This window comes from Flavobacterium gelidicaeli (assembly GCF_013294005.1).
Taxonomy (GTDB): domain Bacteria; phylum Bacteroidota; class Bacteroidia; order Flavobacteriales; family Flavobacteriaceae; genus Flavobacterium.
In genome coordinates, this window is the sequence record NZ_JABSNK010000009.1 from 80,791 (window position 1) to 92,498 (window position 11,708).

The window sequence follows — 11,708 nt, forward strand, 5'->3', positions numbered from 1 at the left end:
TCTTTATTTTTTTACAGTTTCTGGACCATTTTTAATAATCTTACCCACTAAGAGTAAAAACAACAAACCTAACAACATATACAGTCCCACGAAGCCTAATAAGGTAAATAATGTATTACCAGAAGAAACTGTAGGCGATGCTCCTGCCGATGTGCGTAGTAAATTGTAAACCAACCAAGGTTGTCTCCCTAACTCCGAAGTATACCAGCCTGTGGTATTTGCAATATAAGGAAACGGCATCATAAAGAACAATGCCCACAAAATCCACTTGGTTTCAAAAAGTTTTTTTCTAAATAATTGAAGTACCGCCAAGGACATTAACCCTATAAAAAGCGTTCCTAAACCTACCATAATGTGATAAGCATAATAAAGTCCCGAAATATTGGTAGGATGGATACTTTCGTCAAACTGATCTAGTCCTTTCACTGTAGTGTCCCAACTGCCATAAGTCAAAAAGCTTAAAACATTAGGCACCGCAATTTTATTGTCTAGTTTTTTATCCTTCACGTCAGGTTGCCCTATAAGTACAATTTCGGCTCCTTTTTCCTCTGTATGAAAAATTCCTTCCATAGCGGCAAAAGTGACTGGCTGGTATTTCACCACATTTTTTGCCAATAAATCTCCTGTAGGCACCGCTACAATTAAGCTCGAAATCAATCCAAATACCACTCCCGTTTTTAGGAATAACTTTCCGTAGGATACATTTCGTTTGCTCAAGATATACAAAGCGCCAATCCCTGCAACTACAAACGAACTCGTTACTAATGAAGCCGCTTGATTGTGTAAATAAGAAGGCCACAACCACGGATTTGCAAATAAAGCACCAAAGTTATTTAATACAAACTTTCCGTTTGCTAGAATTTCGTAACCCACAGGATTTTGCATCCAGGAATGCGTGGCAATAATTAAAAAACCACTTGCCCAAGACCCTATAAATATGAGCAATCCGGTGACAAAATGCCATTTATGCCCTATGATTTTTTCTCCAAAGAGAAACATTCCTAAAAAGGAAGATTCCAGAAAAAAGGAGAACATGCCTTCCATGGCTAATGTTTGTCCAATAATACCTCCTGTTAACTCCGAGAATTTAGCCCAATTAGTTCCAAACTGAAACTCCATTGGAATACCAGTAACCACACCCATTGCAAAATTCAATGCAAATATTTTCATCCAAAAATGGGTGGCCTTATTGTAAGTTATATCGTCTGTTCTAAGAAACTTCCATTTAAAATAGACAATTATTAAAGACAAACCCATTGTCAATTGCGGAAAGAGATAGTGAAAAGTAATCGTAAATGCGAACTGCATTCTGTCGTAAAAAAGCATTTCTTCCATACTGTTGTAATTTTTTGTAAAGCTACCCGTAAATTTAACCAATTAAAGTAACCTATGTCACATAAAATCATTTTAAAATCCTGATAAATGTCATAACTTGTTATACAAATAGGTAATAGCTTTGTTTTTAGATATTTCGGTACTTAAGTGTTATTTATGTAACTTTAGTCACTGTGAAATATAAATACAAGAATTACCTTTGTATGAGAAATTAAAAAAATACTACGATGAAAATTGAACAAATATATACAGGATGTTTAGCGCAAGGAGCTTATTATATCACTTCTAATGGGGAGGCTGCAATCATTGATCCGCTTCGTGAAGTGCAACCTTATTTAGATCGACTTGAAAGAGACAATGTTAAATTAAAATATATTTTTGAAACTCATTTTCATGCTGACTTTGTTTCTGGACATGTTGATTTGAGTAAAGAAACTGGTGCTCCTATAGTTTATGGACCTACCGCAAAACCAGAGTTTGAAGCTATTATTGCTACAGACGGACAAGAATTTACCATAGGAAATATCAAGATAAAAGCTTTACACACTCCAGGGCATACTATGGAGAGTACTACCTATTTATTAATTGATGAAAATGGTAAAGAGTATGCTATTTTTTCTGGAGACACTTTATTTATAGGCGATGTAGGAAGGCCTGATCTAGCTCAAAAAGCGGCTGATATGACGCAAGAACAACTGGCTGCTACATTGTATCATTCTCTTAGAGACAAGATAATGACACTTCCTGATGACGTAATTGTATATCCTGCGCATGGTGCTGGAAGTGCTTGCGGTAAAAACATGAGTAAGGAAACTGTAGGAACTATAGGCAACCAAAAAGAAACCAATTATGCTTTAAGAGCAAATATGACGGAAGCTGAATTTATTAAAGAAGTGACAGATGGTTTATTGCCTCCTCCTGCTTATTTTGGGATGAATGTTGCCATGAATAAAAAAGGCTACGAAAGCTTTGAAACAGTTTTAAATAACGGAATGAGAGCTATTACTGTTGCTGATTTTGAAGCAGTTGCAGAGGACACTGGTGCTCTTATTTTAGACACACGTAAAAATGGCGTTTTTGCCAATGGATTTATTCCGCAATCTATAAATATAGGTATCGATGGTGATTTTGCCCCGTGGGTAGGTGCTTTGATTGCCGATGTAAAACAACCTATTATTCTAGTTACCGAGAATGGTCAAGAAGAAGAATCGGTTACTCGTTTAAGCCGTGTAGGTTTTGATAATTTAATCGGACATTTAGAAGGCGGATTTGAGGCTTGGGCCAAAGCAGGAAAAGAAATCGATACCGTAAATAGAATCACAGCCGAAGCATTTTCTAAAGAGGTTAAAATTGGCGAAAGCAAAGTAATAGATGTTCGAAAAGAAACAGAATATGCTGCTGAGCACGTGGATGAAGCATTTAGCAAACCTTTATCAAACATTAATGATTGGGTAAAAGATATTGATCCTAAAAAACCGTTCTTTTTACATTGTGCAGGTGGTTACCGTAGTATGATTGCTGCTTCTATTTTACAAGCTAGAGGATTTAGAAACTTTAAAGAAGTCGAAGGTGGCTTTAATGCCATCTCAAAAACGACAGTACCTAAAACTAACTTTGTTTGTCAAAGCAAAGTTTTAAAATAATAAATTAACGTCAATTTAATACTACTGTTTTAGTACGCTAAAAAAAAGTCCCTATCTTTATCTTAATGATCTGTAGGACTACATTTTTATCTTTTTCCTAGCAGTAGTATTGTTTGATATTAGAAGTAGAAAATAAAGCACCATATGAATAACAAACAATGTTGTACAGAATCAAGTGACAAAGTATTAGATCAAAACTATTGGGACGGTCAATACAAAGCAAATACCACCGGTTGGGATCTAGGAGTTATTTCGCCTCCTTTGAAGGCTTATATTGATGCCATCGAGGATAAAAATAGAGCTATTTTAATTCCTGGATGCGGCAATACTTATGAGGCAGCTTATTTACTTGAGATGGGCTTTACAAATATCACGGTAATTGATATAGCGCCCACATTAATAAGAATCCTGCAACAAAAATTTGCTGCAAACAATAATATTCAAATTGTTTTAGGTGATTTTTTTAAACATCAGGGTAGTTACGATCTAATCATTGAGCAAACATTTTTTTGCGCATTACCTCCTACCATGCGTCAAGAGTATGTTGCTAAAATGCACGATCTACTCGCTAAAAACGGAAAGTTAGCAGGAGTATTATTCAATAGAACTTTTACTGCGGGACCTCCTTTTGGCGGAAGCTTAGAAGAATATAAATTGCTTTTCAAAGATGCCTTTGAGGTTTTGACTATGGATGTAACCAAAAATTCAATTACTCCACGAGCAAATACAGAGCTTTTTATAGAATTAAAGAAAAACAACGATGTTACAGTTATTCTTTATAAATTAGAGGGCATTAGCTGTAGTAATAGTAAAAACACCGTTATTTCAAAATTTGAAGTTCTAAATAACGTTTTGAACGTGAGTATAAATACTGATTTTACAACACTTTTATTAGTAAGTACAAATGTGTTTCCGTTATCAGAGTTACAAGAAGTGCTTTCTTACAATAATAACTTAAAAATAAACACACTATAAAATGAAGCAAATTCTCTTTACAAATTGGCATGCCATGCGCTGGATTCGTTTAGCGATTGGCTTATTTTTAATCCAGCAAGCTTTTCAATACCGCCAACCATTATTTGGTTTTATGGCAGCTTTCTTCTTATTTCAAGCAGTATTTAACTCGGGTTGTGGATTAAATGGTTGCAATGTACCAACATATAAAAAAAATAAAAATGAGTAGTTTTCACGATATTATAAATTCAGACAAACCTGTATTAGTTGATTTTTTTGCTACTTGGTGTGGACCTTGTAAAATGCTTGCTCCTGTTTTAAAAGAAGTAAAAGACAACTTAGAAGAACGCATTTCGATAATAAAAATTGATGTGGATAAAAACCAGCAACTTGCGTCGCAATATCAAGTTCGTGGCGTACCTACAATGATTTTATTCCAAAACGGAAAACAATTGTGGAGACAATCTGGTGTTTTACAAAAAAAAGATATCATCAATGTTATTTTAGAAAAGAGTAATCAATAACAATCAAGCACTATTAAATTCCGTATTTAAAATTCTTATTGTTGCCTTAGTGGTTTTGCTTACTATTATTAAGTAGGTTGTGCTTTTTAACTTGTGCGATAATATATAAATCATTAACGGTCATTTAATATGGAAGTCTAATGAGCTGATTGATTATTAAAATGTTTGTTCCAAAATAAAAAAAAGTAAATCAAATTACTTTTTTTTACAATTGAATTAACCAAATGGTTAAACTAAATAGTTAGCAAAATGACTACTGAAGAAAAAATATTTAATGCCGCGCAAATCGTGTTTCAAAAAAAAGGTTTTTCGGGTGCTAGGATGCAAGAAATTGCAGACCAAGCTGGAATAAACAAAGCCATGCTACATTATTGTTTTAAAAATAAACAGCTACTATTTGAAGCCGTTTTTAAAAACGCATTTAGCCAACTAGCACCACAGATAAACGAAATATTCAATTCAGAGGCAACAGTATTTGAAAAAATAAAGAAATTCACTCAAAACTACATTTCGTTTGTGATTAAGAATCCATTTTTACCTGCATTTATAATTCAAGAAATGAATAATAATCCCGAGTTTGTAGCTAATTTTCTTAAAAATAAAAATGCTCCTGATGCTTCAAATTTTATTTTGCAAATAGAAAACGAAATGACGGCAGGAATTATAAAAAGAGGCAATCCAAATCAGCTTTTATTGGATATCCTATCAATGACTATTTTTCCTTTTGCAGCTCAAATGCTTGTTAAAAGCATTATAAAACTTTCTGACAATGAATTCAATACCTTGATGGAAGAACGTAAAATTACTGTTTCAGAACAAATTATTAACGCTATAAAAAAATGAAAAAAATAATTATTCTAGTACTTATTATAGTTCCTTTTTTTACTACAGCACAAGAAAATCTGTCTTTAGAAGATTGTTATGCTTTGGTAAATAAGAACTATCCTATCGCAAAGCAAAGTAAGTTATTACAAGAAAAATCAGCTTTAGACATTGCAACTATCAACCTTGGAAAACTTCCTAGACTTGACCTAAATGCGCAAGTCACCTATCAATCTGATGTGACACAATTACCTATAAAAATTCCAAACTTAACGGTTGACCCTGCTAATAAAGACCAATATAAAGCAACTTTTGATGTCAATCAAATACTTTATAACGGTGGGTTAATCAATGCAAACGCCCAACTGAAAGAGATACAAACAAAAACACAACAGCAACAAGTTCAAGTGAATTTGTATCAATTGAAATCAAAGATTAACCAGCTCTATTTTTCTATTTTACTATCGCAAGAAAAAATGGAAATTCTCAAAGCCAAACAACAACAGTTAGTTTCTAAAGTAAATGAAGTAAAAACAGCAGTGAAATTTGGTGCCATTTTAGCTGCTTCTGAAAAAATTTTAGAAGCTGAAAGTCTAAAAATAAAACAGCAGCTTACAGAAATTAATTATGATAAAAAGAGGTTTATAGCAAATTTAGCTTCATTAACCTTTTCAACAATACCGGACAATGTGATTTTAATTAAACCAATTTTTGAAAAAAATTTTACTACCATTAACGGCCGCCCAGAATTACAACTATTTGATTTACAAAACCAACAAATTGAACATTCTAAAACTATCATCACAAAGAATAAAGTGCCTAAAATAAATGCATTTGGACAAGCAGGATATGGAAATCCAGGTTTGAATATGTTGGACAATTCTTTTCAAACATTTTATATGTTGGGTGTAAAAGCTAATTGGAATGTATTTGATTGGAATAAATCCAAAAAAGAAAAAGAAGCTTTGACTATTTCGGAGGCAATTATTGTTACCGAAAAAGAAACCTTTCTTGTCAACACTAACTTACAATTACAAGAAATGGAAAACGAAATAAACAAACTTGATGAAATTACGAGTACTGATTCTGAAATTATTGCTTTACGCCAATACGTAGTAAAATCAGCTGATTCACAATTAAAAAATGGGGTGATTACGGCATCTGATTATTTAATCGAGTTGACAAATTTGTATGAAGCGAAATTGAATCAAAAAATACATGAAATACAATTAGATTTAGCTAATGCTAATTATTTAATTATAAACGGAAATTAATTATAGCCTCAGATAAATTCGTAATTCTTAGAAATTAAGTGACGAATAATAAATTAAACAAACATGAAAAAATACATACTAATTTTACTTACTATAAGTTTTATTTCTTGCAATAAAAATGATAAAAAGGCAGATGGCTACGGAAATTTTGAAGCTACGGAAACTACAATTTCAGCAGAAGCAAATGGAAAAATAATCTTTTTAAACCTTGAAGAAGGCGATATTCTTGAAGCCGAGAAACAAGTAGGTTTAATTGATACCACACAATTGTATTTTAATAAACAACAACTGATTGCTTCTAAAAATACTGTTTACTCAAAATCTACAAATGTAATATCACAAATTACTGTTTTACAAGAGCAATTAAAAACAACATTGATTGAGAGAAACCGCATTCAGAATATGTTTGCAGAAAATGCGGCTACTAAACGTCAATTAGATGAAATTAACGGTAAAGTAAATGTCCTCAATGAACAAATAAAAAGCGTAAAAACACAAGACGCTCCTATTGTAAATGAGGCCAAATCTATCGCTATTCAAATAGATAAAATAGACGATCAAATTGAGAAAAGTAAAATTACAAACCCTATAAAAGGTACCGTTTTAGCCAAATATGCTGAAGCTAATGAGATCACTTCTTTTGGAAAACCACTGTACAAAATTGCAGATATTTCAGAAATGACATTGCGAGTGTATATTAGCGAAACCCAATTAGCACACATACAAACAAATCAAAAAGTAACTGTCAAAATAGATGCTGATCAAGATATGAAATCATATACAGGAATAATTTCATGGATTTCTTCATCGGCTGAGTTTACACCAAAAACGATTCAAACAAAAGAGGAGCGCGTGAATCTAGTATATGCTGTGAAAGTAAAAGTAAAAAATGATGGTAGTTTAAAAATAGGAATGCCCGCTGAAATGTGGATTCAGAGTTTGAACAAATAAAGCTGATCCTTAAATTTAATTATGAGTATTAAAGTCCAAAACATATCAAAATCTTACAACAAAATTCTCGCTATTGACGAGATCACTTTTGATGTAAATCAGGGAGAATTATTTGGATTAATAGGTCCTGATGGTGCTGGTAAAACAACGCTTTTTAGGATTCTTACCACTTTACTTTTAGCTAATGAAGGTACGGCGACCGTAGCTGGATTTGACGTGGTTAAAGACTACAAATCTATTAGAAATTCTGTAGGATACATGCCTGGTAAATTCTCACTTTATCAAGATTTAACGGTCGAAGAAAATTTAAAGTTTTTTGCCACAATTTTTGGGACTACAATTGCAGAGAATTATGAATTGATAGAGGATATTTACATCCAGATCGAACCTTTTAAAAACCGCAGAGCTGGGGCACTTTCAGGCGGAATGAAACAAAAATTAGCATTGTGTTGTGCATTGATTCATAAACCATCTGTATTATTCTTAGACGAACCCACTACAGGTGTTGACCCTGTTTCAAGAAAAGAATTTTGGCAAATGCTCAAGCGCTTGCAGCAAAAAGGAATAACTATCTTAGTTTCTACGCCATACATGGATGAAGCTACTTTATGTGACCGAATTGCCTTGATCCAAAAAGGGAAAATTTTAAAAATCGATGCTCCTGAAAACATCATTAAGAATTATGATAAAACGATCTATGATATTCGGGCTAAAAATACCCATCAATTAATTGTCGATTTAAAGAAATATCCAAGTCAGTATAGTGTTTATGCCTTTGGAGAATATCTTCATTATATTGATAAAAGCACTGATTTTAATCCTGACGAATTACAAATTTATCTAGAATCACAAAATCATCTGGAAATAGAAATCAAAGTTGCAAAAAATACAATTGAAGATGTTTTTATGGATTTAACCGCTGTAAATTTACAATCATGAAGCAGGAAAAAATAATAGAAGTAAAAAATCTCAGCAAGGTATTTGGTGATTTTAAGGCCGTAAACAACATCACATTTGAGGTGTATAAGGGGGAGATTTTTGGTTTTCTTGGCGCAAATGGTGCTGGAAAAACTACGGCTATGAAAATGCTCATTGGGATTTCTAAACCTAGTTCAGGTGAGGCAATTGTTGCTGGCTTTAATGTAAAAACCAATACTGAAATGGTCAAGAAAAGCATTGGTTATATGAGTCAGAAATTTTCTATGTATGACGATTTAACAATTAGAGAAAACATTACTTTTTTTGGTGGAATTTACGGTTTATCCAAAGCAAAGATTAAAGAAAAAACGAAACAACTGGTACAAGAGTTACAACTCGAAGAAATGGTAGACAAACTAGTTAGGGACTTGCCACTAGGTTGGAGACAAAAACTATCCTTTTCAGTTGCTTTACTGCACGAACCAAAAATCGTATTTCTAGACGAGCCCACCGGCGGCGTCGATCCTATTACTCGAAGACAGTTTTGGGAACTGATTTATGAACAGGCAAACAAAGGAACAACCCTATTTGTTACCACGCACTACATGGACGAAGCCGAATATTGTGATCGAGTTTCCATCATGGTCGAAGGACAAATTGAAGCACTCGATACCCCAAAAAATTTAAAAGAAAAATACAAAGTAGCTTCTATGAATGACGTTTTTTTAAAACTGGCTCGAAATATAGAATAGTAGGAATTAGAGAGGTGTAAAAGGGAATCAGTTTAAAAACTCCTTTGCTAACTTTACATTTAAATAAAGCATAATGAAAAGATTTATCGGTTTTGTTACTAAGGAATTCTATCACATTTTTCGTGATAAACGTACTATGTTTATCTTATTTGGGATGCCTATTGCGCAAATAATGCTTTTTGGGTTTGCGATTACTAACGAAATCAATAATGTAAATATTGCTATTTTAGACCATTCAAAAGATTCGGAAACTCAAAAAATCATCAGTAAAATCAATGCTTCTAAATATTTTAATTTAGAGCAAGAAATTACTAATGAGAACCAAATAGAGGCAATTTTCAAAAAAGGAAAAGTAAAAGCTGTTTTGGTTTTCGAGAACGACTTTATAAAAAATTTACAAACACAAAAACAGGCTAAAGTCCAAATAATCACTGATGCAACTGACCCTAATATAGCCAATACAATCACTAATTATACAAATGCTATTTTACAAAATCACATCCAGCAAGTCAATACCTTAAACAAACCTACTTACCAGATACAAACCCAAACACAGTTGTATTACAACCCTGAACTTAAAAGTGTATTTACCTTTGTACCAGGAGTAATGACAGTGATTTTAATGTTGGTTTCTGCAATGATGACCTCCATATCCATCACTAGAGAAAAAGAATTAGGAACCATGGAAGTACTTTTAGTATCACCTATGAAACCCTATCAAGTTATTATTGGTAAAGTATTTCCATATATCTTTTTATCCATCATTAACGCTGTTGTAATCTTACTGTTAGGCTTTTTTGTTTTCAAAATGCCGTTTCAAGGCAACCTGTTTTTACTGGCATTCGTTACTGTATTATTCATCATTACTGCCTTATCATTAGGGATTTTAATTTCAACAATATCCAGTTCGCAACAAATGGCCATGATGATTTCATTAATGGGGCTTATGCTGCCTGTAATCATCCTCTCAGGATTTATATTTCCTATTTCGAGTATGCCCCTACCCTTACAAATCATCAGCAATATCATCCCTGCTAAATGGTTTATCATAATCATAAAAGCCATTATGCTTAAAGGAGCAACGTTCTCTATAATTTGGAAAGAAATCCTTATTCTCATAGCAATGTCCGTACTTTTTATAGGCTTGAGTATTAAAAATTACAAAATAAGATTAGAGTAATTTAAACCCAATTAATTTTGGTTTTAGGAGCTTTATCCTGCTGTACGTTACAATCTTTTGCCTCGTTAAGAAACGAGACAAAAGGATTTCCACTTCCATCAGGGCTATACAAACAAGAACTATCTATGAAAACAATAGCATTCATCATCCAGAAGGAATTCAAACAAATATTTAGAAATAAAGGCATGTTACCTATACTGTTTGTATTGCCATTAATACAACTATTAATCCTATCTAATGCTGCTAGTTTTGAAGTAAAAAATATCAAGTTCTGTTACATTGACAGCGATCATTCCGCTGTTTCTAGAGAATTAGTAGGTAGTTTTGAAGCTTCCAATTACTTCAATGTAGTTGAAAATTTTTCTTCACATAAAGAAGCTACAGCTGCCATGCAAAAAGGGAATATAGATGTACTTCTTGAAATTCCAAACCATTTTGAACGCGACTTATTAATCAATAAAAAAACAAATCTCTCCGTTAGTATTAATGCCATTGACGGCGCAGCAGCAGGAGTAGCTAATGTTTACATCACACAATTAATTAGCAATTTCAATAAAAACATACAAACGCAAGGAATGCAATTTATTGATGGAACAGTAGTACAACCACAAAGCATTATTAGTATTCCGTCTTTCTGGTACAACAACACTTTAAATTACAAAACGTATATGGTGCCGGGAATTTTAGTATTACTGGTAACTATGCTAACGCTTTTTCTATCGGCTATGAATATTGTACGCGAGAAAGAGATGGGAACACTCGAGCAAATTAATGTCACTCCCATCAAGAAATACCAGTTTATTATTGGTAAGTTATTTCCGTTTTGGGTATTGGGATTGTTTATTTTAACGGTGGGTCTTATTATTTCTAAAGCCGTTTTCAACATTCCTATGCTAGGGAATTTAGGACTAATTTATTTGTTTACTTCTGTATATTTGTTGGTTATATTGGGAATAGGTTTATTTATTTCTAACCACACCGAAACCCAACAACAAGCGATGTTCATTGCTTGGTTTTTTACGGTTATTTTCATCTTAATGAGCGGATTGTTCACTCCTATAGAAAGCATGCCTAACTGGGCACAAAAGATCACGTTGTTTAACCCTATTCGCTATTTTGTAGAAATTATTAGAATGGTTTTACTCAAAGGAGCCAATTTCTCAGATATATCAAGACAATTTTTTATAATACTGGGCTACGCATTTGTGCTAAATGCTTTTGCAGTTTGGAGTTATAAAAAAACGAACTAGAACAGTTTGACTTTGACGAAAGCCTAAATATAAAACAAAAAAGCTACTCCATAGAAGCGATTAACATGCTAACAGGAGCGGCTTTTTTAATTTATAAAATTACTA

The 11,708-nt window shown here is 32.9% G+C and carries 12 protein-coding genes; 11 read left to right on the top strand and 1 reads right to left on the bottom strand.

Annotated elements, in window-relative coordinates:
* Positions 1–3: 3 nt before the first annotated feature.
* The gene (locus HNP99_RS13520; protein ID WP_173853911.1) at positions 4–1,335 is read right to left on the bottom strand and encodes a cytochrome ubiquinol oxidase subunit I; all 1,332 of its coding nucleotides are present in this window, start codon (positions 1,333–1,335) and stop codon (positions 4–6) included.
* 227 nt (positions 1,336–1,562) lie between these two features.
* Here HNP99_RS13520 and HNP99_RS13525 point away from each other — a divergent pair, with 227 nt between their 5' ends.
* The 11 genes from HNP99_RS13525 (at position 1,563) to HNP99_RS13575 (ending at position 11,603) form a co-directional block, all read left to right on the top strand.
* The gene (locus HNP99_RS13525) at positions 1,563–2,978 is read left to right on the top strand and encodes an MBL fold metallo-hydrolase (protein ID WP_173853912.1); all 1,416 of its coding nucleotides are present in this window, start codon (positions 1,563–1,565) and stop codon (positions 2,976–2,978) included.
* 144 nt (positions 2,979–3,122) lie between these two features.
* Positions 3,123–3,953 (top strand): methyltransferase domain-containing protein, encoded by an 831-nt coding sequence (locus HNP99_RS13530; RefSeq protein ID WP_173853913.1) that lies wholly within the window; start codon positions 3,123–3,125, stop codon positions 3,951–3,953.
* Position 3,954: 1 nt separating this feature from the next.
* Positions 3,955–4,161, top strand: a complete 207-nt coding sequence (locus tag HNP99_RS13535) for a hypothetical protein (RefSeq protein ID WP_173853914.1) — start codon at positions 3,955–3,957, stop codon at positions 4,159–4,161.
* The gene (gene trxA, locus HNP99_RS13540) at positions 4,154–4,456 is read left to right on the top strand and encodes a thioredoxin (protein ID WP_173853915.1); all 303 of its coding nucleotides are present in this window, start codon (positions 4,154–4,156) and stop codon (positions 4,454–4,456) included. The genes HNP99_RS13535 and trxA overlap by 8 nt, the downstream gene beginning before the upstream one ends.
* Positions 4,457–4,705: 249 nt before the next feature.
* Positions 4,706–5,299 (top strand): TetR/AcrR family transcriptional regulator, encoded by a 594-nt coding sequence (locus HNP99_RS13545; RefSeq protein WP_173853916.1) that lies wholly within the window; start codon positions 4,706–4,708, stop codon positions 5,297–5,299.
* Positions 5,296–6,552, top strand: coding sequence for a TolC family protein (locus tag HNP99_RS13550; protein ID WP_173853917.1), 1,257 nt, complete (start codon positions 5,296–5,298; stop codon positions 6,550–6,552). The genes HNP99_RS13545 and HNP99_RS13550 overlap by 4 nt, the downstream gene beginning before the upstream one ends.
* Before the next feature lie 63 nt (positions 6,553–6,615).
* Positions 6,616–7,503, top strand: coding sequence for an HlyD family secretion protein (locus HNP99_RS13555; RefSeq protein WP_173853918.1), 888 nt, complete (start codon positions 6,616–6,618; stop codon positions 7,501–7,503).
* Positions 7,504–7,524: 21 nt separating this feature from the next.
* Positions 7,525–8,442 (top strand): ABC transporter ATP-binding protein, encoded by a 918-nt coding sequence (locus HNP99_RS13560; RefSeq protein ID WP_173853919.1) that lies wholly within the window; start codon positions 7,525–7,527, stop codon positions 8,440–8,442.
* The gene (locus HNP99_RS13565; protein WP_173853920.1) at positions 8,439–9,173 is read left to right on the top strand and encodes an ABC transporter ATP-binding protein; all 735 of its coding nucleotides are present in this window, start codon (positions 8,439–8,441) and stop codon (positions 9,171–9,173) included. The genes HNP99_RS13560 and HNP99_RS13565 overlap by 4 nt, the downstream gene beginning before the upstream one ends.
* Positions 9,174–9,246: 73 nt before the next feature.
* Positions 9,247–10,353 (top strand): ABC transporter permease, encoded by a 1,107-nt coding sequence (locus tag HNP99_RS13570; RefSeq protein ID WP_173853921.1) that lies wholly within the window; start codon positions 9,247–9,249, stop codon positions 10,351–10,353.
* Between the two features lie 125 nt (positions 10,354–10,478).
* Complete coding sequence (locus HNP99_RS13575) at positions 10,479–11,603, top strand: ABC transporter permease (protein WP_173853922.1); 1,125 nt, start codon at positions 10,479–10,481, stop codon at positions 11,601–11,603.
* The last annotated feature ends 105 nt before the right edge of the window (positions 11,604–11,708 follow it).

Bases quoted from the DNA above. Each gene is read 5' to 3' on its own strand.
- HNP99_RS13520 (WP_173853911.1), bottom strand. From the start codon at position 1,335: ATGGAAGAAATGCTTTTTTACGACAGAATGCAGTTCGCATTTACGATT.
- HNP99_RS13525 (WP_173853912.1), top strand. From the start codon at position 1,563: ATGAAAATTGAACAAATATATACAGGATGTTTAGCGCAAGGAGCTTAT.
- HNP99_RS13530 (WP_173853913.1), top strand. From the start codon at position 3,123: ATGAATAACAAACAATGTTGTACAGAATCAAGTGACAAAGTATTAGAT.
- HNP99_RS13535 (WP_173853914.1), top strand. From the start codon at position 3,955: ATGAAGCAAATTCTCTTTACAAATTGGCATGCCATGCGCTGGATTCGT.
- trxA (WP_173853915.1), top strand. From the start codon at position 4,154: ATGAGTAGTTTTCACGATATTATAAATTCAGACAAACCTGTATTAGTT.
- HNP99_RS13545 (WP_173853916.1), top strand. From the start codon at position 4,706: ATGACTACTGAAGAAAAAATATTTAATGCCGCGCAAATCGTGTTTCAA.
- HNP99_RS13550 (WP_173853917.1), top strand. From the start codon at position 5,296: ATGAAAAAAATAATTATTCTAGTACTTATTATAGTTCCTTTTTTTACT.
- HNP99_RS13555 (WP_173853918.1), top strand. From the start codon at position 6,616: ATGAAAAAATACATACTAATTTTACTTACTATAAGTTTTATTTCTTGC.
- HNP99_RS13560 (WP_173853919.1), top strand. From the start codon at position 7,525: ATGAGTATTAAAGTCCAAAACATATCAAAATCTTACAACAAAATTCTC.
- HNP99_RS13565 (WP_173853920.1), top strand. From the start codon at position 8,439: ATGAAGCAGGAAAAAATAATAGAAGTAAAAAATCTCAGCAAGGTATTT.
- HNP99_RS13570 (WP_173853921.1), top strand. From the start codon at position 9,247: ATGAAAAGATTTATCGGTTTTGTTACTAAGGAATTCTATCACATTTTT.
- HNP99_RS13575 (WP_173853922.1), top strand. From the start codon at position 10,479: ATGAAAACAATAGCATTCATCATCCAGAAGGAATTCAAACAAATATTT.